Origin of the sequence: Pseudoruegeria sp. SK021, assembly GCF_002119405.1 — a bacterium.
Lineage (GTDB): Bacteria > Pseudomonadota > Alphaproteobacteria > Rhodobacterales > Rhodobacteraceae > Meridianimarinicoccus.
Genome location: NZ_MTBG01000017.1, coordinates 1 through 22541 on the forward strand (window position 1 = coordinate 1; position 22541 = coordinate 22541).

Genomic DNA, 22541 nt, shown 5'->3' on the forward strand with positions numbered 1-22541 from the left:
GTTGCGGCTGTCACTTGCTTAGTGCACCGACGAGCCGCCAATTCTTGGGCCGACATTCATTTAAAGTCGCCGGACCGCAGGCACCGAAGTGCTCGTGCGGTCCGGCATTGTTTTCAGGTTAGCTTGCTGTGCGTTGCGGGTCTGTCTCGTCCGCGACGTCTGCCACAGGTGCGCCGTCGATCACACCATCAGAGTCCACATCCGGCACCGGGTTCGGGGCCATTTCGCGGCCCACGATCAACGGCAGCATGAAGGCAGAGTTGCCCTGCATGGTGTCGCTTTCAGGTGCCTGCTTCCAACTCAGCGTATCGAACCCATCACACCGGATACAGATTGCCTGCCAGTCACCATGCGGCTGACCACAATTCTCACACAGCCATTGTGGTCCGCGCGGCGCAGTCAGGGCCTTAGCCAGCCATGCCTTGACGGTGCTGTCATCGCTGCCTTCACCCCGTTCAATCGCCGCCATGAGGGTCAGCGCCCGCGCACTGGGATCGGTCGTCGGCAGATCGCCAAGCGCCTTTCGCGCGCCGGGGAAGTTCTCGGCGGCCAATTCCAGTTCGGCTGCCAGCATCCGGGTTTCCGGGTGCACCGGGTTTTTGCCGATGAGCGCGCCGAACCGTTTGATCCGGTCGGTCGGCGTTTCGTCGGGGGCGATGGCCGCAAAGGCGGCCGCGAGATCGGGGTGCGGATCCGCCGCCCAGGCCACCTTGATGGCTTTCGCGGCGTTGTTGGGCTTGCCCATTTCGACATAGGCCTTGGCCGCCAGAACCGCTGCGGGGACCAAGGTCGGCGACAGGCGGTCCGCCTCGATGGCCTCGTCATGGGCGGCGGTCAGATCGCCCTCGGCATAGCGCTTGCGCGCATCGGCCAGCGCCAGAACCGCATCGCGCCGCTTGTGCAGGTCACGCGGCAGGTTGCCGTATTTCAACTTTGCCCCCAGTGTTTTGCGGGCGCCCTTCCAGTTCTCATTCTTGGCCTGAAGCCGTAGCAGCATATCGGAATTGTCGGCGTGACGTGGCCGCAGAACAAACGCCTTCTCGGCCAATTTCAGCGCCGTCTCGGTGTCGCCGCTGTCCAGCTTTTGCTGCATCAGGCCGCGGACCCCGACAAACCGGGTTTTTTCATTATCGAGAAGCTTCTTATAAGCCTCGGTTGCCGCATTCTTGTCGCCGGCCATTTCTGCGGCCTGCGCCTTGATCAGATTGGTCAGTTCAGGCCGACCCAAAAGCTTTTCGGCTTTATTGGCCTTTATAACCGCCTCTTTGCCTTCGCCTGCGGCCAGCGCCATGATCCCGTCGCTGAGGGCGGTGAAGCCGCGCCGTTCGCGATTGCGCGCGAAATAGCGGGTGATCGCGGTTTCATCGCCCGCGACAAAATGCAGAACCGCAAGGGACAGCCCCAGTAGTTTCAGGAACAACCAGACGACGACCAGCAACAGGATGACCGCAACCACCGCCTGTACCGGGCCTAGGGTGAATTCTGTATTGGCGATGGCGATGGTCAGACCCTCGCCATTCTCCAGCAGATACTCGACCCCGAAAATAAGGCCGGCCACGACGGCCACAAAGAGAAGGATCTTCAATAGGGACAACAGCATGGGAGACTCCTCAGTTGGCCAACAGGGTTTGAGTCAGGTCTTTGGCCGCAGATGTTGCGGCCAAACGGGTCTGGGCCTGACTGACCCATGTGGCCAGCGCCTGCTGACCGGATTGCGGAAGCTGGCCGATTTCGGTCAGCGTGGTCTCTAGTTCGGCCTTGTCCAACGACGCTTCCGCTCGGGACAGGATCGCGTCGGGATCATCGCCCTCGCGCGGTGCCAGTGACCTGATCCCAGCTTGGGTGCGCAGAAACGCACCGATCCGCGACACCGAATCTTCGGTACCAGCTTGTTCCCGGATTGCGGCATCCAATGCGGTGCGCGCTGCGGCAGGAAAGCTGGCCTGAAGTGCTGACATTGAAGCGACGCCCGCTTCGGCGTTCTGGGTCAAGACATCTGGAATAGGCGTGTCACCTTCGCCCAGCACCGAAAGGGCGCTGGTGAAAGAGGTGCCTTGTTCTAACGATGCGTTCAGCCGGGTGACCGCTTCGCGGACCGCAGCGGCACGGGCCGAGGCTTCGGCTTCCGATTGCAGCGATGTGGCGCGCTGTTCGATCTCGGCCATTTCGTCCTGCGCCGATTTGGCGGTCTCTTCCAAAGCCGCCGCAGCCTCTGCGTTCAGACTTTTTTGTGCATCGAGCGAAGCACGCAATTGCTCAAGTTCACGCTCATAAGCGTCGAACGCCGCCTTCGCGGCCTCAGAGCTTTCCACGAGGGGCCGTTTTTCAACTGCGGTCAGCCGATCGTCGACTGACCCGAGACGGGTTTCGACCTCGGTCAGTTGCGTTCCCACATCGCCGAGGCGATTATCCAGCTTGGCAATCGTACCTGCCACGGTGTCGAACCGGGTGGACATGTCGCCAAACTGTGACTTGAGCTGGTCGGTCAGCGCCGAGAATTGGCCTTCGATGGAACTGGTATCAGCGGGCTTCGCGATTGTGGTCGCGATTTCGTCCAGACGCTTGTCCAATGTCGCCAGCTGGCTTGCTTGTTGCGCCATCGCTGCGTCGATCTCAGCCTGATTGTTTCCGAAGCCTCCGGTCAATTGCGCGGCGCCAAAACCAAGGCCTGCCGCGATCAAACCGCCCAGCAGCGCCGGGACAAAGCCGCCGCCGGACTTTTCAGCCGCTGCCGGTGGGGCCGCGACTGGATATTGGGGGGACTCATCTGTGGAATCTTGGGGTGTTGCATCGACGGTGTCGTCAGGCGCAATCGGCGCGGCCTCGGTCGCTGCGCTGTCTTCTTCGGCTTTGACATCAGCCGGGTCCGACACATCGCTGGCTCTGTCCCACGGCGCAGGGTCGGTGTCTTCAATCGGCGTGTCTGATGGTTCCCCGATGATCACCGCATCTTCGACCACATCGACGCCGCCTGTCATCGGTTCGAACGCTGGATCGGACACCGTTTCGCCGTCAGGATTATCCTCGGGAACCGGGGACTCCGTGAGATCCGTGTGCGCGGGATCCGTAAGGTTCGTGTGGGGCGCGGCATCTGTTTGTCCGTCGTCGCCCTCGTGTCTGATCCCGGTCGCATCCTTTGGATCAGAGTTTTTTTTCCTGGAATTCAAACCGGCATCCCTTCCATATCGTTATAACGACCTTAGCCCTAGCGGCCCTATCTCTCAAGCCGACTTGCACCGTCGCGCAAACCGATGAGCGAGGTCAGCATGGAGGCGCCATCTGGTTGCGCCGCCACGTCGATTCGGGCCGTGTGAAGTTTCTGTAATGACACTGCAACAGCTGGGCTGATCGCTGCAATTTGCAAAAGCGCGCGGGCAGGGACAAGGGCGGGTAGCAGCAAGGTCGCCGTTCGTGGCGAAAAAACCGGCAAAAGCACTGGCGCTGGCTCGGACAGCAGGTCGTGAGCCGCCTTTGATAGCGGGTATTCGAGCTGATCATAGATCACTTGCGTGCGCACAGGGATGCCGCGTTGCGTCAGCACGCCTTTTATGTCCCCGGCTACCGTTACACCGTGAACATGCAGCAATGGCCCGTGCGTGGGGGCTGCAGCGATCTGATTGGCCAAGGCTTCTGCACCGCCGGTGCCCTGTGTGGCGCGAAACCCAATCTGGCGGGCCACATCGGCTGTGCGTGGTCCGACACAATAGGCTGGCAGACTTCGGTCGTGGGACAGCGCCGCAAATGCACGCACCCCATTTTCGGAGGTGAAAATCAGGCCAGTCAGACCGGTCAGGTCGATCTTGGTCCGGCGTGGAACTATCTTAAGAACCGGAGAGATGACGATCTGCATCTGCGGGCCGAACACCCGCTGACACGTCTGTGCAAACCGCTCAGACTGAGCTTGGGGGCGGGTTATCAGCAAACGGTCGGCTTGCATGGGGCGGGTCCTGCGGTTGTGCGACGCTCAGGGCGGTGATAGCTCGCAACCTGCACGGACACAGATAGAAAACGCAAGACGCGCTGATGACGGACACATTGACCATTCTCGGGCTGGAAAGCAGTTGCGACGACACCGGCGCGGCCGTGGTGCGCCACACGCCGGGGGCTCCGCCCGAGATTCTGTCGAATGTCATCATGGGCCAAGATGCGCTGCATGCCGCCTTCGGTGGGGTGGTGCCCGAGTTGGCGGCGCGGGCGCATGTTGAAAAGCTGGACCTTGCGGTGGAACAGGCGCTGGACGCGGCAGGTGTCGGTCTGGACCGGATTGATGCCGTGGCAGTGACCGCTGGACCTGGGCTGATCGGCGGCGTTTTGTCTGGCGTGATGTGCGCCAAAGGGATCGCAGCCGGGGCTAGTCTTCCGCTGATCGGTGTGAACCATTTGGCCGGTCACGCCTTGACCCCGCGCCTCACCGACGGGCTGGAATTTCCGTATCTGATGCTGTTGGTGTCCGGCGGGCATTGCCAGTTTCTTCTGGTGAATGGACCCGAGAAATTCACCCGTCTCGGCGGTACAATTGACGATGCACCGGGGGAAGCCTTTGACAAAACCGCGCGCTTGCTTGGGTTGACCCAGCCCGGTGGACCGGCGGTCGAAGCGGCTGCGAAAAGCGGCGACGTCAAACGCTTTGTCTTTCCGCGGCCGATGCTGGACCGGCCCGGTTGTGATCTGTCGTTCTCGGGCTTGAAAACTGCGGTCTTGCGCACCCGAGATGCCTTGGTCCGCGATCAGGGCGGGCTGTTCGCGCAGGACCGCGCCGATCTGTGCGCCGGTTTCCAAGCCGCAGTTGCCGATGTGCTGACCGAAAAGACCCGGCGCGCTCTGACCCTTTATCTAGAGTCGCAGCCATCCCATCCCGCCTTGGCCGTGGCGGGCGGCGTTGCGGCGAACCAATACCTACGATCAGCCCTGTCTGAGCTTGCCGAGGCGCATGGCGTGCGCTTTACCGCGCCCCCGCTTGCGTTATGCACTGACAATGCCGCCATGATCGCGTGGGCTGGACTCGAACGGTATCGCGCAGGCGGACGGGACGACATGACCTTGGCGGCGCGCCCCCGTTGGCCATTGGATACGCACAGCCCGGCGCTGCTTGGGTCGGGAAAAAAAGGGCCGAAATCTTAATCGGACTCAACTTTGTCTTGCCGGGACGCCGGGCCTTGTTAGGGTCCGGCCGACGGACCACCACCAAAGGAAGTTTCGATGTTTTATGCTGTTATCGGCCACGACAAGCCCGGCGCCCTTGAAGTGCGCAAGGCCAATCGCCCGGATCACGTCGCCTATCTCAAGTCATCGGGCGTCGTGATGCAGGCAGGCCCACTTCTGGATGCAGAAGGTGAAATGAACGGATCTCTCGTGATCTTGGACGTGGCCAGTGCCGCCGAGGCCGAGGCATGGGTCGCCGCGGATCCCTACGGGAAAGTCGGTTTGTTCGACAGCATTAGCGTCCTGCCGTGGAACCGGGTGATCGGGTGATGCCTGCCTCTTGGGTGTAAAAAACCGATCCGAAACGGAGGCAATCGGGATGCCGGGTCCAGAGGCCCGGCTCCATCGGCGCAATCCGCGGCGACCTTTGTCGGAATGCTCTGGCTAAGAGGGCGCATCGCCTCCCAAGGAACATATTACTGCCCACTCGTCTTCCGTCACAGGCTGGACCGACAGCCGTGAGTTTGTCACCAGAACCATCTCTGAAAGCCGCGGATCGGATTTGATTTGCTGCAGCGACACAGGTGTTGCCAACGTCCGAACTGCTTTGATGTCAACGCACTCCCATCGCTCATCATCGGTCGTGCTGTCGGGGTGGGCTTCGGCGATGATCTGGACGACACCAACTACGGCCTTCTCTTTTTGCGAGAGGTAAAAGAAGCCGAGGTCGCCGATCCGCATCTGGCGCATGAAATTGCGCGCTTGGTAATTGCGGACGCCGCTCCACTCTTCCCCCGCGTCGCCTTTTGCTCGTTGTTGGTCCCAAGACCAAGTGGTCGTTTCACTTTTGAAAAGCCAAAAATTCACGGTCACCCTCCGCCGGTTCAAGATCAGCGATCAAATAACAGAGCCTTGATCGAAGGAACACCGTGGGGTTTTAGGAAGGAACGTGAGACATGTGGTGAGGTTCTGACGGGCCGGGTTCTCGCAGCCCCATTGTGATCATGATCGCTCCGACGTTTCCAGTTGTTGATTCGGCCCAGCCGCAGTCTGGCGAGAGCTTTGGGCGACAAAAGCCCTCCGTTGACGCCGACGATTCATGCTGGGCATGGCAATTCACGCCGATTGGCGCGCCGTCAAGATGTCGACGGCCACCTAGCCGGACTCAACCGGCGCGATGATCGTTTCGGTCATCGTCGGCTTTCTCTGCGGTGTGGTTTGTTGAAATATCATTGGGCGGACCGAAGTGCCGACTTTAACCAGCGGCCATGCCCCTTCTTCGTCCGCGGCTGTATGGAATCCAGTTTATGAAGATGTGCGCCTTCGGTGCAACTTTGCAATTGCGACCCGCTTAGTCAGTCGGTATATGCATCCAAAGGCACCCGTAGCTCAGCTGGATAGAGCGCTGCCCTCCGAAGGCAGAGGCCACACGTTCGAATCGTGTCGGGTGCACCATCAAATTTGTGTAAATATAAGATTTTTAACAAAAAATTGATTTTTGATCGATTGCGTCCCCCCGGTAATTCCCCCTTCTCCACCCGATACTATAGATCTGTCAGAGTATAAGGTCCGTGCATGTCCCAAGATGAACCATATCTGGCGATGAATTCTGAGTTCACAATTGCGGCCAAGGCATCGCGTTTGGCGGTGAGACGGTGATAGGTCCGCCAATGCATCCCCTTCGGCTTTCCCCATCCGGATCCTTCTAGGACTCCACCTGGCCAGCCCAGCTTGTCGCGGAACGCGTACTGTTGATTGTCACTGAGAACTGACCCAGCTTTGTTACTGAGATTTGACCCGCCCGAATGTTATGGTTGCTGCTTCATGGCTGGGTCAATGCTGTTTTCTCCTTGCGCTTTTGTGTCGTGTTTTCTGAACTGGCTTTGAAGCGATAGCTGTCATGGCCGGTCTCTAGGATGTGACACCGGTGGGTGAGTCGATCGAGCAAGGCGGTGGTCATTTTGGCGTCTCCGAACACCGCGGCCCATTCGCTGAAGCTCAGATTGGTCGTGATGATGACACTGGTGCGCTCGTAGAGTTTGCTGAGCAGATGGAACAGCAGTGCGCCGCCCGGTGAACTGAACGGCAGGTATCCAAGCTCGTCGAGGATTACCAAATCGGTCTTAACCAGCGCCTCGGCGATCTTTCCGGCCTTGCCCTGTGCCTTTTCCTGTTCAAGCGTGTTAACCAACTCGACGGTCGAGAAGACGTGTACCTTCCTTCGGTGATGTTCGATGGCTTGGACCCCAAGTGTCCCGCTGGAGGCGTGCCTCAAGCACGACCGCGACATGGCTTTTCCCGGTGCCGGGTCCGCCGATCAGCACAACATTCTCAGCCCTATCCATAAATTCGCAACGATGGAGTTGTCGGACCAAGGCTTCATTGATCTCGCTGGCCGCAAAGTCGAAGCCCGACAGATCCTTGTAGGCTGGAAAACGGGCGGCTTTCATGTGGTATGCGATGGAGCGCACCTCACGTTCGGCCATTTCCGCCTTGAGCAGCTGCGATAGCATCGGCGTCGTGCCTGTGGCACGCTTTCAGCGTGACGCAGCGTCGAATGCAGGTGCCCTTGTTCCATCAGGTCATTCACGGCATGCGCCATGCCGTACATCTTTAGGCTGCGCAGCATTATGACGATGGCCGCACCAGCAGGATCATGACGCATGGCGTTTACCCCCTATCCGCAACCCGTCGTGAGCCGGGCGACATTGGCTTCGGGCTCCTTGCTCAGTAGGAGCGCCGCTGGCGGGGTCACATCCGGTAGGTCGGTAGGCTTGCCGTCGACCAGCCTGTGCAACAGGTTGAGGATATGTGTTTTGGTCGGGATACCTGCGTCCAGCGCCATTTCCACCGCACAAAGCACTGCCTGTTCGTGATGCTGAAAGCATGCCGCCGGCATGACGTGTTGCAGAACCAAAGCCAGGACATCGACCATCTCGCGATCGCCGCCCGGGTTCCGTAGCATCAGGTCCTGAAGTTTGCGGAAGGGATCGGGCATTTCGACGAAAGGCGCACCATTGCGCAGGGCTCCCGGCTTGCGCTGCACCACAGCCAGATAATGCCGCCAATCATAGAAGGTGCGCGGCGGCAGGTCATGTGAGCGTTGGATCAACCGCTTATGCTGACACAGGATCTGTCCCTCAGCCGCGTCACGCCATCGGCGTGCTTTCAGCACGACCACCAGCCGGTCGGGATAGATCCGTAGGCTGACGGGGCGGTTCGCAAAAGAGGCCGGAACGCTATAGCCTTGCGTCGGAGAAACGATTCCCCGGATCGTTTCTTGATCCTCCTCATGTTCGAAGCTGATCAGGCAGGTCTGCGACACGCGTTTACTCTGTTCGACAAAGCCATCGAATGCGGGCGGCAAGGACATCAGTGACGATTTTTCCGCTACCCAGACCTCAGCGATACTACCGGGCAATGTCCCGTGCGCTGTCTCTGCCAGAGCGCCAGACAGCGCTCCTCAAGCCAATCATTCAGCTCATCAAGGGTCGCGAAGGCAGGCATGACTTGCCAGAAACGTCGTGCTGCAAGCACGCCTTTGGCGTGATGGCGTGATGGCGTGATGGCGTGATGGCGCGCATCGCGGACGTTCTTCTCCACCTGGCCGCTCGCCATTGTTCTTGAACCAATGGCGCACAACGGCTCGCCCCACCCGGCCGCTGGATTGCAGAACGCTGGTTCGAAAAGGTAGTGGCTGGTCATGGCGAGGAAACGAGCATTTACATCCCGCTGCTTGCCACGGCGCACACGATCCACCGCCGTATTCGCGTCCATTGTCCTCGGACCATTGGCGGACAATTCCCGCTGTCATAGATGCCGCGGTTCGGAATACCCCCGAAGACACGAAAGGCATGCCAGTGCGCGTCGAGCAGCATTTCATGCGTCTGCAGCAGATAAGCCCGCACCAGATAGGCTCGGCTATGCGATAGCTTGATATGAGCAACCTGAAACTTGGTGCGCTCACCGCCCACGTCGTGCCGAAGGCGCGCAGACCGTGCGCGACCCCAGTCTTCGCTCCAGTCGAACTGGAATGCCTCGCCGAGTTGAAAGACCAGAGGCACAAATGTTCCGCGCCCCGTCGTCTGCTCTGCACGCTGCCGATCCGCACGCCATGCCCGCACAAAGGCTGCGACCCGTTCGTAAGATCCGTCAAACCCAAGGGCCACCAGATCGGCATGCATCTGTTTCGCCGTGCGCCGGTCCTTGCGTGATTTCCGCGCCTCCGTCACGAACCAGCCGGACAATTTGTCCGCAAATGGATCCAGCTTGCTTGGGCGCACCGGTACTTGGAAGTTGAGTTCCGTAATCTCCGCCCGAAGATATTTCTTAATGGTGTTGCGAGACAGGCCAGTTCGCCGTGCAATCTCGCGGATAGGCATATGGTCCCGAAGAGCCCACCGTCGAATAACGCTCAAAAATCCCATGTCGATCACTCCAATAACCCCCGACAAATCCCGTCAGGGGCAAGGTCTCACCATGGGTCAGTTCTCAGTGACAATTTCTGCGGCTGCTGGGTCAGTTCTCAGTGACAATCAACATGATGTCCGCTCCTTGCGAGTAAAGCCGCGAAATCTTCGCTTCATCCCAAGTTTGACCACCGCGTGCCATGCGTGCCTCCGACGGTGAGGCTAGCACGGCTTCTAATCTGTCCGAACTTTTTTTGTATTCAAACATAATTTTTGTGTCCAGACTTTATTTTTGAGGGACAACAGCACCGTTCTGCAACAGTGCTTCATTCTACAGTTACGGATTTGGCGAGGTTTCGTGGTTGATCGACATCTGTGCCTTTGGCAACGGCGGTGTGAAAGGCCAGCATTTGCATCGGGATCGCATAGACAATCGGAGCAAATACGGAATCCACTGTGGGCATTCGGATCGTTTTCCAGACCCCGTCGCTTGCTTCATGGAGCCCGGCCTGATCAGAGATCAGCAACACCTTCCCGGACCGGGCCATGACCTCTTGCATGTTCGATATGGTCTTGCCGAACAGGCGGTCGTGCGGCGATAGGACGACCACAGGAACTGTCGGGTCGATCAGTGCGATTGGACCATGCTTAAGCTCTCCGCTGGCATACCCTTCGGCGTGGATATAGCTGATCTCTTTGAGCTTGAGGGCGCCTTCCATAGCGATGGGGAACAGGGCCCCACGTCCGAGGAACAGCACGTCCCGGGCTTCGGCCAATTCAAGACTGAGCGTCGCGATCTCGGCGCTCACGGACAGGGCCTGATTGACCAAGCCGGGCAGGGCGCGCAGCGCGTCAAGATGCACGCGAATAGCTTCCTCTGACAGGGTGCCGCGCTGCTGGGCGGCTTTCAGCGCCAAAAGTGCCAACACCATGAGCTGGCAGGTGAAAGCCTTGGTTGACGCGACCCCGATCTCGATCCCGGCATGGGTCGGCAGCACGATGTCACTTTCCCGCGCGATGGTGCTTTCTGTGACATTCACCACCGACGCCACCTGCACATTTTGGGATGCAGCGTATCGCAATGCGGCCAGTGTGTCGGCTGTTTCCCCCGATTGACTGACAAATAGCGCCAGTGAGTCTGTGGGCAGTGGCGGTTCCCGGTAGCGGAATTCCGAGGCGACATCGACATCGACGGGCAGCCGGGCCAGTTGTTCGAACCAGTATTTCGCGGTCAGGCAGGCATAGGAGGCGGTGCCACAGGCAACCATGGTGACGCGCGACAGGGTGGAGAAATCCAAGCCGCCGCCGGGAAGCACAATTTCGCCGTCTTTGAGATAAGCGTTCAAGGTTTCCCCGATGACCGTCGGTTGCTCGCCCATCTCCTTGGCCATGAAATATTTGTGGCCGCCCTTGTCGGTGGCTGCGGTGTCCAGTTGAAGCACGCGCACAGCCCGATTGGCCGCTTGTCCGTTCTGGTCGGTGATCTTGACCCCGGCCCGCGTCAAGACAGCGAAATCGCCTTCTTCCAGATAGGTGATCTGGTCTGTCATCGGCGCCAGCGCAAAGGCATCCGACCCAACATACATCTCGCCGTCGCCATGGCCGATGGCTAAGGGGGATCCCTGACGCGCGGCGATCAGAAGATTGTCCTCGCCCTCGAAGAGGAAACACAAGGCGAAGGCCCCCTCTAACCGATCGACCGTGCGGGCCGCGGCCTCAACCGGACCAAGCCCCTGCGCCATATGGTGCTGGGCCAGCAATGCGATAGTTTCCGTATCGGTTTCGGTGTGGCTGGTCAGGCCAAAGGTACGCAGTTCTGCCCGCAGATCGCGGAAATTTTCGATGATGCCATTGTGAACCACGGCCACCGGCCCGGCCTTGTGCGGATGGGCGTTGGTCACGTTGGGTGCGCCATGCGTCGCCCAGCGGGTATGTCCGATGCCCGATTTTCCGGCCAATGGATCGTGAACCAGCAGATCGGACAGTTCCACCAACTTGCCGACCGCGCGACGCCGTTCAAGTACGCCGTCGCGCACCGTTGCGATCCCGGCGCTGTCATAGCCGCGATATTCGAGACGTCTCAGGGCCTCGACCAAAATCGGCGCGACCTCATTCTGTCCTAGGACTCCAACAATTCCACACATCTGGTTAATTTCCCTTTTGGGCGGATTTAAGCGCGCGCAACCGGTCACGCAGGCGGATGGCAAGGCCGGGCTTGATGGCTTGTTTGGCGCGGGCCACAGCCAAGGCACCGTTTGGAACATCAGTGACAATGACCGAGCCGGCGGCAGTCAGCGCGTCGTCTCCGACCGACACGGGTGCGACCAGCAGCGTGTTGGAGCCGACAAAGGCCCGCGCCCCAATGGTCGTTCGATGTTTCATAACCCCGTCATAATTGCAGGTGATCGTCCCGGCGCCAATATTGCTGCCCGGCCCCACGGTGGCATCGCCTATGTACGTCAAATGGTTGGCTTTTGCGCCTTGGCCGATCTGCGCATTTTTGACCTCGACGAAGTTGCCGATATGGCTTTGTTCTGCCAGTTCTGCGCCGGGCCGCAATCGGGCATACGGTCCGACACTGGCCCCACGACCAACCCGTGCCCCTTCCAGATGGCTGAAGGCGCGGATGCGAACCTGACCATCAATCCAGACCCCGGGGCCGAAAATGACGTTCGGTTCGATTACAGTGTCGCGCCCGATGACGGTGTCTGCCGCAAAGAACACGGTTTCCGGGGCGATCAGGGTGACCCCTGCCGCCATCATCTCTGACCGGCGGCGAGTTTGGAATACCGCCTCCGCCCGGGCCAGTTCTGCGCGGGTGTTGATGCCGAGGGTTTCGGCTTCGTCGCAGGTGACGGCGGCGCAATGCAACCCGCGCGCATTGGCCAGACCGACAATGTCGGTGAGGTAGAATTCGCCGGCAGCATTGTCGTCTGAGACCTGTGAAATCAGGTCGAACAGCAGCGATGCCGGGGCCATGACCACGCCAGAATTGCACAGCGTGGTTCGGCGTTCGTCTTCGGTAGCGTCCTTGAATTCGACGATCCGGTCCAGACGGCCATCCACGACGATCAATCGCCCATAGCGGCCCGGGTCTGCGGCGATGAAGCCGAGGTTGACCAGATCGGCCCCGGCTGCCCGCGCATCTGCCATCGCGCACAGGGTGTCTGGTGAAATGAAGGGGGTGTCGCCATAGAGCACAATTGCATCACCCTCGAACCCGGCAAGGGCGTCTTTGGCTTGTGCGACCGCATGGGCCGTGCCGCGTTGCTCGGCCTGATGCACGATCTCGGCACCGGGGCAGTGGGCTTGGGCCGCAGCCGCCACTTCTGCAGCGCCATGACCGGTGACGACCACCACGACTTCGGGGGACAACGCCTTGCCGCTCTCCAACGCATGGGCCAGCAAGGGCAACCCGCCAACCGGATGTAGGACCTTGGGCAGGTCCGATGCCATGCGCGACCCCATCCCGGCGGCCAGAACTATCAAAGAGGTACGGCGTTCGGTCATATCGGGGCCCTGTGCATTTCGTTTCCGTCGCTTCTATCCAGAAAGGCCCGTTTCGCAAAGGCCCCGTGCTTTCACGTCTGCTTACCATTCGTTTCAGTGACGGGCGTTTCGTGCTCGGGCTGGGGCAGTTCGGGCGTAACGGGCGGCGCTATCTCGGGTGTGGTCTCAAGAGGGGCGACGGAGCGAAGCACGCCAACGCCGGTAGACTGGGACAGTTCCGCGTTCAACGTTGCCCCCAGCAGCACGATGAAAATCGTAATGTAAAGAAACATCAAAAGAGCGACGACCGCACCAATCGACCCATATACCTCGTTATATGCCCCAAAGTTGGTCAGGTAATAAGAGAACCCCCAAGACGCGCCGCCCCAGACCAGAACGGCTAGGATCGATCCGGGCGTGATCCAAGGCATTCTTTTGTCGGGAATATTTGGTGAGAACCGGTAGACAACCCAGATGCCAGAGAAAACGACCAACAGGGCTACGGCCCAACGAGCAAACCCGATAATGATCGATGTGAAGTCGCCGAGGGGCAGGAAAGCAAGGATAATCGGCAGAACGACCAATGAGAGAATTGCCACCAATCCCACAATTAACATGGCGAACGTGATGGCAAGCGCGGTCACAGCCGCACGAATCCCGCCCCGCATGGGTGCGTCATAGACCGCGTTGACTGCCTTGATCAAAGCGTCCGTCCCGCGCCGGGCCGACCAGAGGGCGGCGATGGTTGAGATCGCCGTTGCCCAGCCGAGGGTACTGGTATTGGTCGAAGCAAGCTGCCGGACTTGGGTCGCGATAATGTCGAAGGCATCCGCCGGAACAAAATCTTTCAGCAGTGCAAGTTGGTCGTCCACAACAGTCGGGTCCACAAAGAACCCCAGCAACGCGACGAACGCCGCAAGGCCGGGAAACATGGAGAGCATCGTGAAAAAGGCGCCTCCTGCCGCGACCAATGGCACATTGGCGCTGGTGATCCGGCGATTCATACCTTTCACAAATTCCCAGATAGACTTTAGTTTTATCAATATGTTGCCTCGGATACTACGGATCGCCACGATTCGCTGAACCATAACGTCAAGTGGCGCCACTGGGAAATACGAGGCAACGGATTGGGGCCATCGTGTCGCGATCTGTTCCAGATTTTAATGGACTGGGTGCGCGGTGTTTGGTGCGATTGCCTGCCGGTCAGGCAATCGCACGTTGGCTGGGGAGGGCTTGATCCCTGTTCTGGTCAAGGCGATCGAAGGATACAAGCGTCCCGCCCGCCGTCAAAGCCCGGACCCGGCACAACAGAACCGTCCCATCCTGCATCACGACTTTTCCTGCCCAAGGCGACCGTCCGGTGCTGTTCAGAACCGAATTTGCGATGTCGTCCCACGCCTCATCGGCACGGCAGCGGGATTGCCACAGATCAAGAGCCTGCCCGAAACTGGCCGATGCCAGCGATGTTTCCGGATCGGAGGTCCACAGGGAGGTGTAGGATTGGTTGCACAGGCTGAGCGCGCCGTCCCGACTAAACGCCGCGACTGCGGTGTCGATATTGTCGAGCACGGATTGGCTGATTTCGATTTCCGACCGAAAGCTTCGCGTCATCGAGACTTCGAGGGAAATATCTTCAAAGACATAGGCGACGGCTCCGTCGGGATGGGGCCGCCCGGTGACGCGATAGGTCTCTCCGGATGACAAATGCCACACCTCCTCATAGGTGCCATTTTCGGCCCCGGCTTCAAGCTGGGCGATATGCAGCCGCCAGCTTTTATAATCCTTTGGTTCGGGAATGCGTTGCCGATCGCGGAGGGCATCCAAGAAGCTATGCAGGCTGGGGCGACCGCTGAGTTGCTCTGCCGGGAGGCCAGTCAGGTCGATCAACGCGGGGTTAAACAAGGCCAACTGGCGATTTCGGTCGAAAATGGCCAAGCCGATCGTCAGATGGGCAAAGGTCTTGGTTAGGGTCTGCACGAATTCGTTCAGCGCTGATTCTGCGCGGACGACCCTGTCAGCTGGACTTGCAAAGCACAGGTTTTCGGCGTCGCCATGCAAAACGACCACATCAAACCACAACTTGTCCGATTTCGACGCGGCGGGGATTGGGACACGGCGCGTCAGATCCGATGTGGCTTGGGCAAAGTGCGCCTCCGCGAAAATGTCAGGGGGTGGCCAAGCGAACAATGCGGCCTCGCCCGCCACGCTGCGGATCAGATCCAAGTAAGCGCTGTTGGCCCAGACGATGGTGCCATCCTGTCGCTGCTTCCATGTCAGGACAGGTGATTTTTCGGCAATGGCGCGCAGGGTTGTCAATTCGGCTCGCATCGCGGCTAGGCTGAAATGCGCTATCAAATCTGATCGTCGATGTTCGACCGGATCGATCAGCACAATGCGCAATAATCCGTCCACCCGTCGCGCCTGCAGCCTCAGGCTGTCGGGATCATCGGCGTCTTCGTAAATCTCGGCATGTTCGCCGCTGTCCAGATTATGAAATTTCGCCTCTAGGCCTTCAAATCGTTGCGAATAAGCCGCGACAAACCGGGTCCAGTCGTCGGCTGAAGCGGGTTCCGCAGGAATCTGCGCCCGCGCGTTCAGGGTGGCATCAACAAGCGTGCGATTGTCGAACAGAAAGACGATTTCGTCTTCCGGCTTGGTGTCGCCTGTGTCCAATGTGGATAAATGTTTGCGCCGCCACCTGTGATAGAGGCCAAAGACTGCCAAGGTTGCAGACACAGACGCGATCAGTCCGCTGGCAATATGAGTGTGAAAGTCAAACATGCTAACCACACGGCAAGTCCCGGCCCCCCGGCACGGCAAGCCCCTTAACTATCTTTAATGAGGACCGTTAAGGATAAGTTAAACCTAAAATCAGGAAAGGTCAGTTATGGCGCCAGCGGTTGGTTCAGGCCAAGTGCCCCGATTTTTTCATCTTCGCGCGTCGCAATCCGTTCCCGCCGCCAATGAACCTCGACGATGGCGCCTGAGCGGTCTGGGCGCTCTTCCGAGTTTAGGAAGGGGTCAGAACCGTTATAGAACGTCAATTCGGCGCCGGTTCGTTCTAGCAGCGTTTTTGCGATAAACAATCCAAGGCCCATCCCTTCGTATTCTGGCCGTTTCGCGACCTCGGAGTCCGACTTTCGGCTTCGCAGGAAGGGGTCGCCAAGGCGTCCGATCACGTGGGCGGGATAGCCCTGACCATCATCACTGATCCGAATTCGAATGGAGGCGCTGGTCCACATTGCATCGACCCAGACGGTGCTATCCGCAAAATCGACAGCGTTTTGCATCAGGTTGCGCAGCCCGTGGATGATTTCCGGTTGCCGCTTGATCTGCGGTTGCAGGCTTTCGCCATCCAGCGTCGGGGCTATGGAAAACCGAACTCTTTTGCCGCGCTCGGTATGGGGCTCTGCGGCTTCATGGATCACGGTTTCAAGCGGGGCATATTGCATATGCTTGTCGTCTTTCCCGGCCCGGCCCATGGATCGCAGAATATCTCGGCAGCGATCGGCCTGGTCACGGATCAGACCGGCATCGGCCCGTTGGTCCGGGTCTTCCAATTCGTCGTACATTTCCGAACTGACCAGCTTGATGGTCGCGAGAGGTGTTCCAAGCTCATGCGCGGCGGCGGCCACCACGCCACCAAGGTCGGTCAGTTTCTGCTCGCGTTCCAGGGCCATCTGCGTCGCCAGGATCGCATCAGACATCGCATTGATCTCTATGCTGATCCGGCGGGCGTATCCGGCAATGAAAACAAGGCCGATTACAATAGCGACCCAAAACCCCAACAGAAAGTCCGGCGGCATATCCATGACCACGCCGAGACGGTTGGTCAGCGGGAAGTTGAAGATCGCAACCCCGGTAATCAGCAGAAAAGCGACGCCGCCAAGCAGCACCGTAGACCGCAACTGAAGCGCAGAGGCCGAGATCGTGACGGGCGCGAGGATCAGAAGAGCGAAGGGATTGTTCAGGCCTCCGGTCAGGAACAGGAGGAAACTGAGTTGCGAGATGTCGAAAAGCAGCATCGACACAACTTCGCCTTCGCTTAGGCGCTTGTTCTCAGGAAAAATATAGACGGCAAAGAGGTTGGAAATGACCGATGCGCCCACAGCCAAGTAGCACAGGCCAAATTGCAGGTTCAGGGCAAAGGCGTATTGCGCCACGGTGATCGTGATCAACTGCCCCGAGATGGCGATCCAGCGCAGGACAACCAAGGTTCGCAATCGAATCCAATGGCTGCGTGCCTCGGGGGCGAATGGGTAATTCATACGGTTGGGCATCGGTGTGGCCCCTTGGTCGCCGGGATTGCGTCAGGTGGTCTGTTTCGCGGCCGTCTGCTAAGTCACGGCAGGATCAGAATAGGATCCTTGTGAGGAAGGCGAAAGGATTGTTTCAATGGCCCGATTTGTCGCCATATCGGCTGCGGTTTTGATCCTGTGCCTGTTGGGAGGCAGCTTGGTCTTTGTTCTGTTGCCCCGTGAGACTGACGCCTTCGCCTCGTGCGGCAGCAGCAGCGGTGGCGCGATCGGAGGGCCGTTTACCTTAATCGATTCCTCAGGGCAGGCGGTCACGGAGGCCGAAGTCATCACAGAGCCGGCCTTGATCTATTTTGGCTACACGTTCTGCCCGGACGTGTGCCCGATGGACATGATGCGCAATGCTGAAGCCGTCGACATTCTGGCAGAACGTGGCATCTCGGCCACGCCTGTGTTCATCACGGTCGACCCCCAGCGGGACACGCCCGAGGTGGTGGGCACCTATGCCGAGGCCATGCATGACCGGGCCATCGGGTTGACCGGCACGCCTGCGCAGATTAAGGGCGCAAGCCAAGCGTATAAGACGTTTTTTAAGGTTCAAGGACCGGAAAGCGACCCTTATTATCTGGTCGATCATTCGACCTTCACCTACCTCGTCCTACCGGAAGTTGGCTTTGTAGACGTCTTCCGACGTGACCTGACGCCGACCCAGATCGCAGATCGTGCTGGCTGTTTCATAAAACAGAGTTAAGTCGTCGCTCTGAGTGAAATTGACGCGCGACACGTGACGGGATAGACCCGGCGGAAACCAAACTCGGAGATGGACATGTCGGAACAGGACCTTGGGGATATTGGGGACGACCCGACACTTTTGCTGGTCGACGACGATGAACCGTTTCTGAAACGCCTGACCCGAGCCATGGAAAAACGCGGGTTCGTGGTCGAAAATGCCGGCTCCGTGGCCGCTGGTAAAGCGATCGCAACAGCCCGGCCTCCGGCCTATGCGGTGGTAGACCTGCGCCTCGAAGACGGTAACGGTCTGGATGTGGTCGAAGTTTTGCGCGCCAAACGACCTGATTGCCGGGTTGTAGTCCTGACCGGATACGGTGCCATCGCCACGGCAGTTGCTGCGGTGAAGATCGGCGCGACCGACTACCTGTCGAAGCCGGCCGATGCCAATGACATCACCTCGGCCCTTTTGGCCCGATTGGATGAATTGCCACCGCCGCCGGAAAATCCGATGTCTGCGGATCGGGTCCGGTGGGAACACATCCAGCGGGTCTATGAACTCTGTGACCGCAACGTATCCGAAACCGCGCGCCGCCTGAACATGCACCGCCGGACGCTGCAACGTATCCTCGCCAAACGCAGCCCGCGCTGAGCGCAACGGGCTACGACACTAACACTGACCAAGCAAGGTCGCGTGGCGGGCGGTAAAGGCCGTCCGGCATTCGGTCGGAGGCCGCAACGTCACGTCTAGCCCTTCAATTAAGGTTGAAGGGGGCGGTCGAAAGAACTTGGCAGCCTCGGTTTCAGAAAATCCCGCGATACGCGTGGCTTCCATCCATGCCGAGATCCGGTCGGCCCGCTTGATCTGTTTCCTGACTTGTTCGGGCAACTCGGCGGGCAGGCCGAACCGTGTATGGATCGCCGCTGATAAACGCGCCTCAAGATCGCTGTATTTGGGGCCGATGGCGGATTTGACCGGTGAGATCATATCGCCGATGACATATTCTGCCGCATCATGCAGCAGAGCCGCCAAGCGCCATTTGGCCGGAGCCGTCGGGGCAATCCGACCGAACAGATTTTCGACCAATAAGGAATGTTCGGCGACGGAGTAGGCGTGTGCGCCGATTGTCTGGCCATTCCAGCGGGCCACGAAGGCCAGTCCGTGGGCAATATCCTCGACCTCAATATCCATCGGCGTCGGGTCCAGCAGATCAAGTCTGCGGCCAGACAGCATCCGTTGCCATGCGCGGGGGGGCGATTTGGTCATGAACTCTCCTCGGGTGACCCGGGCTGGGTGTAACCGCAATATCGGGCTGGGGAAAAGGCCAGAAGCTGCCAGCGTGGGATGGATCATTCAAAAATTGGCTGACCGCACCTATGTTTGTGTCAGGAAGAGGAGAGAGCACATGATGACCATTACCCGTGACGACGGCCGGAATTGCCTGATCGTGGAGCCATCCGGAAAGCTTGCTCGGGATGATTTCGACAGGCTGACCGAGACATTCAATACGATGGTGAATGAGTCCGATCAGATCCCGAACCTCGTTGTGCATGCGGCCGAATTCCCCGGATGGCGGGATTTTTCGGCTCTCGTTGGGCATTTGTCCTTTTTGCGTGACCACCACAAAATGGTTGCCAAGATTGCTTTGGTGTCGGATTCACGCGTTCTGGATGTTGCGCCGAAAATTGCGAAGCACTTCCTGTTTGCCGAGATCCGGGTGTTTCCCGGATCGGCGTTGGATGCTGCACTGGAATGGGTCGCCGCGCCGATGGATGCGCCCAATCACGTCACGATCCTGACGGACCTGCCACCGGATGTAATTGGAATCTCTGTACGTGGCGTCATCAGCGCCAAGGATTACCACGATACAATCGTGCCGCTGATTGAGCGCAAGTTGCAGGATCACCCGAAGGTCAAATGTCTGTACCAGATCGGGCCAGAGTTCAAATCAATGACCCCCGGCGCGGTTTGGAGCGATGCGCGGGTAGGAATGATGAATCTTAGCGCCTTCTCCAAGATTGCGGTGGTGTCGGATCTGGAGTGGATTCGGCATGGCACCCGGGTATTCGCCCCGTTGATTCCGGGTCGGGTCCATGTCTTTGGCAATTCTGAAATGGCCGAGGCGCGGCTGTGGATCAGCGGCGACGACGCTTAAAAAGCAATCCACGGCCAGCATAGGCCAGCCGTGGGTATATGGGTGTCGGATTAACCGAGACGACGGTCCCGCATCGCCAGCAGACGCAGGCGGAGGGCGTTGAGTTTGATGAAGCCTGCCGCGTCTTTCTGATCGTAGGCACCAGCATCGTCTTCAAACGTGACGTGGCTTTCCGAATAGAGCGAATGATCGGACCAGCGCCCGACGGTCCGTGCCAAACCCTTGTAAAGCTTGAGGCGAACTGTTCCCGTCACGTGCTTTTGGCTGTGGTCGATGGCCGCTTGGAGCATCTCGCGCTCGGGGCTGTACCAGAAGCCGTTATAAATCAGCTCGGCATACCGGGGCATCAGTTCGTCTTTCAGGTGCGCGGCGCCACGGTCCAGCGTGATCTGTTCGATGCCGCGATGGGCTTCGAGCAAAAGGGTGCCGCCCGGCGTTTCGTAAATGCCGCGCGACTTCATGCCAACGAAGCGTCCTTCGACCAGATCAAGGCGTCCGCAGCCGTGCTTGCCGCCCAATTCATTGAGCTTTGTCAGAATTGTGGCGGGGCTCATGGCCTCGCCGTTGATGGCGACGGCGTCACCCTTTTCGAAGGTGACTTCGATGAATTCCGGGGTGTCCGGGGCGTTTTCCGGGGCGACGGTGCGCTGGTAGACATAATCGGGCGCGTCTTCGGCCGGGTTTTCCAGAACCTTGCCTTCGGACGAGGTGTGCAGAAGATTCGCGTCAACCGAGAACGGGGCTTCGCCGCGTTTATCCTTAGCGATCGGGATCTGGTGGGTCTCGGCGAACTCCAACAGTTTGGTTCGGCTGGACAAATCCCATTCGCGCCACGGCGCGATTACCTTGATGTCGGGGTTCAGGGCATAGGCAGAGAGTTCGAACCGGACCTGGTCGTTGCCCTTGCCGGTCGCGCCGTGGGCGACGGCATCGGCGCCGGTTTCTTCCGCGATCTCGATCAGGCGCTTGGAAATCAGCGGCCGCGCGATGGAGGTGCCCAGCAGATAGAGCCCTTCATAAACAGCGTTAGCACGGAACATCGGGAACACGAAATCGCGCACGAATTCTTCCCGAACATCTTCGATGAAGATATTTTCTGGTTTAACGCCAAGCAGTTCTGCTTTTTTGCGCGCTGGTTCCAGTTCTTCGCCCTGGCCGAGATCGGCGGTGAAGGTCACCACTTCGCAACCATATTCGATCTCAAGCCATTTCAGGATGATCGAGGTATCGAGGCCGCCTGAATAGGCGAGGACAACTTTCTTGGGGGCGGACATTTCGGTACTCCGGAAACTGGGTCGGACCCGGGTTTAGCGGCGTTTCGACGAGGGGGCAAGGATCCCGCAACACAGGGCCAAATCCCACCGAACGGTGCGTCGGACTTTTATCGGACTTTCGTCGGACTTGGATCGGACCGTTTCAGGATCGGACTCGCCCCCAACCGCACGCTTTGCAGCCTTGTCTGGCTGCAGTAGGGTCCGGGAAGGAAGCGATGAAAAGGGTCCTCGATGCTGTCTTTCCGAATTTTGCGCCACGCCATCATGATGGTCGTTACCAATCTGGGCGATGTCCTGCGGCTGAGCGCGCCGATGATCGCGTTTGCGGCGCTTGTGCCTTTGGCGCTTTGGCTGTTTGGGATCAGCCCAGATCCGGTGGTGATGGATTTCTCGGCGCTTGACCCATCTACGGACGCGCCCTCAGGTGCCGCTGCGGTGGAGGCCGAGATCGTCAGCGTCAATTCCCCGCTGTTGATTCTGGCGGGCATCGTGCAATCGGCGATTGGCTTGTGGGTGCTGGTGGCGTGGCATCGCTATGTTCTGCTGGAAGAACGGCCCGGCCGGTTCTCGGCGACGGTGCCGATGGACCGGGTGCTTGGGTATCTGGGGCAGTTGATCTTGATCGTTTTGGCCAGCGTGGCCGCCACCGCTGTCGTCGGATTGGCTGTGCTTTTGGTGCTGACCCTGTTCGGTGATTCGGCCTTTGGGTTGGCGCTGTCTTTCCTGTTGGCGGTTGGTTGCGTGGTCTTGGTGTATCCGTTCGTGCTTAGGTTGTCGGTGGCATTGCCTGCCGCCGCGATTGGACAGCGGTTGGGGCTGCGCGGCGCGTGGGAGGCAACCCGGGGCCAGACCGGGCTGTGTCTGGGCCTGCTGTTGTGGGGCGTGGTGGCCAGCTTGGTGGCATGGTTGCCGATGATCTTGCTGGCGTTCGTGTTGCCCACGGCGCTGTTTATCGTTGCGAATGCGGTGTTTCAGGTACTCTGCACCGTGGTGGCCGCCAGCGTCTTGACCACGCTTTACGGCTATTTTGTCCAGAAGCGGGTCCTGATGCTGTAGGAGGATGATGGGCACCGCGCACAGGAGGCC

17 protein-coding genes, 1 tRNA gene and 2 pseudogenes are annotated in these 22541 nt (G+C 59.2%); 7 read left to right on the plus strand and 13 right to left on the minus strand.

Features of this window, described 5'->3' with window-relative positions; all coding sequences use genetic code 11:
• Nucleotides 1-118 precede the first annotated feature (118 nt).
• The 3 genes from BV911_RS11395 to BV911_RS11405 all read right to left on the minus strand — a co-directional run bounded on the left by BV911_RS11395 (nucleotide 119) and on the right by BV911_RS11405 (nucleotide 3937).
• Complete coding sequence (locus tag BV911_RS11395) at nucleotides 119-1600, minus strand: heme biosynthesis protein HemY (RefSeq protein ID WP_086053744.1); 1482 nt, start codon at nucleotides 1598-1600, stop codon at nucleotides 119-121.
• Between the two features lie 10 nt (nucleotides 1601-1610).
• A complete protein-coding gene (locus tag BV911_RS11400) occupies nucleotides 1611-3002 on the minus strand; it encodes a COG4223 family protein (protein ID WP_139840072.1) in 1392 nt (463 codons plus the stop codon).
• A 212-nt stretch (nucleotides 3003-3214) separates the two neighbouring features.
• Nucleotides 3215-3937 carry a uroporphyrinogen-III synthase gene (locus BV911_RS11405; RefSeq protein WP_086053746.1) on the minus strand — a complete coding sequence of 241 codons (723 nt, stop codon included), beginning with the start codon at nucleotides 3935-3937 and terminating at the stop codon, nucleotides 3215-3217.
• A gap of 86 nt (nucleotides 3938-4023) precedes the next feature.
• Here BV911_RS11405 and tsaD point away from each other — a divergent pair, with 86 nt between their 5' ends.
• Together tsaD and BV911_RS11415 are read left to right on the plus strand one after the other, a co-directional pair.
• Nucleotides 4024-5121 carry a tRNA (adenosine(37)-N6)-threonylcarbamoyltransferase complex transferase subunit TsaD gene (tsaD, locus tag BV911_RS11410; protein ID WP_086053747.1) on the plus strand — a complete coding sequence of 366 codons (1098 nt, stop codon included), beginning with the start codon at nucleotides 4024-4026 and terminating at the stop codon, nucleotides 5119-5121.
• A 78-nt stretch (nucleotides 5122-5199) separates the two neighbouring features.
• Nucleotides 5200-5472, plus strand: a complete 273-nt coding sequence (locus BV911_RS11415) for a YciI family protein (protein ID WP_086053748.1) — start codon at nucleotides 5200-5202, stop codon at nucleotides 5470-5472.
• Between the two features lie 114 nt (nucleotides 5473-5586).
• On the opposite strand, the gene BV911_RS11420 is transcribed toward BV911_RS11415, so the two are convergent.
• The gene (locus BV911_RS11420; protein ID WP_086053749.1) at nucleotides 5587-6009 is read right to left on the minus strand and encodes an EVE domain-containing protein; all 423 of its coding nucleotides are present in this window, start codon (nucleotides 6007-6009) and stop codon (nucleotides 5587-5589) included.
• Between the two features lie 511 nt (nucleotides 6010-6520).
• On the opposite strand from BV911_RS11420, the gene BV911_RS11425 reads away from it, so the two are divergent.
• Nucleotides 6521-6597 (plus strand) — tRNA-Arg (locus BV911_RS11425).
• A gap of 367 nt (nucleotides 6598-6964) precedes the next feature.
• Here the strand turns inward: BV911_RS11425 and istB are convergent.
• From istB to regB, 7 genes and pseudogenes are all read right to left on the minus strand, one after another.
• Nucleotides 6965-7807: pseudogene (gene istB / locus BV911_RS11430) on the minus strand (IS21-like element helper ATPase IstB).
• A gap of 12 nt (nucleotides 7808-7819) precedes the next feature.
• Nucleotides 7820-9569, minus strand: a pseudogene (gene istA / locus BV911_RS11435) (IS21 family transposase).
• Nucleotides 9570-9877: 308 nt separating this feature from the next.
• Entirely contained in the window at nucleotides 9878-11695 is a 1818-nt protein-coding gene (gene glmS / locus BV911_RS11440) for a glutamine--fructose-6-phosphate transaminase (isomerizing) (protein WP_086053750.1), read from the minus strand.
• A gap of 4 nt (nucleotides 11696-11699) precedes the next feature.
• Nucleotides 11700-13061: a bifunctional UDP-N-acetylglucosamine diphosphorylase/glucosamine-1-phosphate N-acetyltransferase GlmU gene (glmU, locus tag BV911_RS11445; protein ID WP_086053751.1), complete on the minus strand. Its 1362-nt coding sequence runs from the start codon at nucleotides 13059-13061 to the stop codon at nucleotides 11700-11702.
• Nucleotides 13062-13132: 71 nt separating this feature from the next.
• Nucleotides 13133-14044 (minus strand): YihY/virulence factor BrkB family protein, encoded by a 912-nt coding sequence (locus BV911_RS11450; RefSeq protein WP_240512223.1) that lies wholly within the window; start codon nucleotides 14042-14044, stop codon nucleotides 13133-13135.
• 199 nt (nucleotides 14045-14243) lie between these two features.
• Complete coding sequence (locus BV911_RS11455; protein ID WP_086053753.1) at nucleotides 14244-15821, minus strand: PAS-domain containing protein; 1578 nt, start codon at nucleotides 15819-15821, stop codon at nucleotides 14244-14246.
• A 104-nt stretch (nucleotides 15822-15925) separates the two neighbouring features.
• Nucleotides 15926-17320, minus strand: coding sequence for a sensor histidine kinase RegB (regB, locus tag BV911_RS11460; protein WP_086053754.1), 1395 nt, complete (start codon nucleotides 17318-17320; stop codon nucleotides 15926-15928).
• A gap of 115 nt (nucleotides 17321-17435) precedes the next feature.
• Between regB and BV911_RS11465 the strand changes: the two genes are divergently transcribed.
• Nucleotides 17436-18047 (plus strand): SCO family protein, encoded by a 612-nt coding sequence (locus tag BV911_RS11465; RefSeq protein WP_086053755.1) that lies wholly within the window; start codon nucleotides 17436-17438, stop codon nucleotides 18045-18047.
• A 75-nt stretch (nucleotides 18048-18122) separates the two neighbouring features.
• A complete protein-coding gene (locus tag BV911_RS11470; RefSeq protein ID WP_086053807.1) occupies nucleotides 18123-18677 on the plus strand; it encodes an ActR/PrrA/RegA family redox response regulator transcription factor in 555 nt (184 codons plus the stop codon).
• 18 nt (nucleotides 18678-18695) lie between these two features.
• Here BV911_RS11470 and BV911_RS11475 read toward each other — a convergent pair whose 3' ends face one another.
• Nucleotides 18696-19292: a YfbR-like 5'-deoxynucleotidase gene (locus tag BV911_RS11475; protein ID WP_086053756.1), complete on the minus strand. Its 597-nt coding sequence runs from the start codon at nucleotides 19290-19292 to the stop codon at nucleotides 18696-18698.
• 139 nt (nucleotides 19293-19431) lie between these two features.
• Here BV911_RS11475 and BV911_RS11480 point away from each other — a divergent pair, with 139 nt between their 5' ends.
• Nucleotides 19432-20181, plus strand: a complete 750-nt coding sequence (locus tag BV911_RS11480) for an STAS/SEC14 domain-containing protein (RefSeq protein ID WP_168184050.1) — start codon at nucleotides 19432-19434, stop codon at nucleotides 20179-20181.
• Between the two features lie 50 nt (nucleotides 20182-20231).
• Here the strand turns inward: BV911_RS11480 and BV911_RS11485 are convergent, their stop codons facing one another.
• Complete coding sequence (locus tag BV911_RS11485) at nucleotides 20232-21455, minus strand: argininosuccinate synthase (protein ID WP_086053758.1); 1224 nt, start codon at nucleotides 21453-21455, stop codon at nucleotides 20232-20234.
• 231 nt (nucleotides 21456-21686) lie between these two features.
• Here BV911_RS11485 and BV911_RS11490 point away from each other — a divergent pair, with 231 nt between their 5' ends.
• Entirely contained in the window at nucleotides 21687-22511 is an 825-nt protein-coding gene (locus BV911_RS11490; protein ID WP_086053759.1) for a hypothetical protein, read from the plus strand.
• The last annotated feature ends 30 nt before the right edge of the window (nucleotides 22512-22541 follow it).

Coding starts and splice junctions, on each gene's coding strand:
- glmS (WP_086053750.1), bottom strand. CDS start 11,695: ATGTGTGGAATTGTTGGAGTCCTAGGACAGAATGAGGTCGCGCCGATT.
- BV911_RS11490 (WP_086053759.1), top strand. CDS start 21,687: ATGCTGTCTTTCCGAATTTTGCGCCACGCCATCATGATGGTCGTTACC.
- BV911_RS11480 (WP_168184050.1), top strand. CDS start 19,432: ATGATGACCATTACCCGTGACGACGGCCGGAATTGCCTGATCGTGGAG.
- BV911_RS11415 (WP_086053748.1), top strand. CDS start 5,200: ATGTTTTATGCTGTTATCGGCCACGACAAGCCCGGCGCCCTTGAAGTG.
- BV911_RS11465 (WP_086053755.1), top strand. CDS start 17,436: ATGGCCCGATTTGTCGCCATATCGGCTGCGGTTTTGATCCTGTGCCTG.
- BV911_RS11475 (WP_086053756.1), bottom strand. CDS start 19,292: ATGACCAAATCGCCCCCCCGCGCATGGCAACGGATGCTGTCTGGCCGC.
- BV911_RS11485 (WP_086053758.1), bottom strand. CDS start 21,455: ATGTCCGCCCCCAAGAAAGTTGTCCTCGCCTATTCAGGCGGCCTCGAT.
- glmU (WP_086053751.1), bottom strand. CDS start 13,061: ATGACCGAACGCCGTACCTCTTTGATAGTTCTGGCCGCCGGGATGGGG.
- BV911_RS11405 (WP_086053746.1), bottom strand. CDS start 3,937: ATGCAAGCCGACCGTTTGCTGATAACCCGCCCCCAAGCTCAGTCTGAG.
- BV911_RS11455 (WP_086053753.1), bottom strand. CDS start 15,821: ATGTTTGACTTTCACACTCATATTGCCAGCGGACTGATCGCGTCTGTG.
- BV911_RS11450 (WP_240512223.1), bottom strand. CDS start 14,044: ATGAATCGCCGGATCACCAGCGCCAATGTGCCATTGGTCGCGGCAGGA.
- BV911_RS11395 (WP_086053744.1), bottom strand. CDS start 1,600: ATGCTGTTGTCCCTATTGAAGATCCTTCTCTTTGTGGCCGTCGTGGCC.
- BV911_RS11470 (WP_086053807.1), top strand. CDS start 18,123: ATGTCGGAACAGGACCTTGGGGATATTGGGGACGACCCGACACTTTTG.
- regB (WP_086053754.1), bottom strand. CDS start 17,320: ATGCCCAACCGTATGAATTACCCATTCGCCCCCGAGGCACGCAGCCAT.
- tsaD (WP_086053747.1), top strand. CDS start 4,024: ATGACGGACACATTGACCATTCTCGGGCTGGAAAGCAGTTGCGACGAC.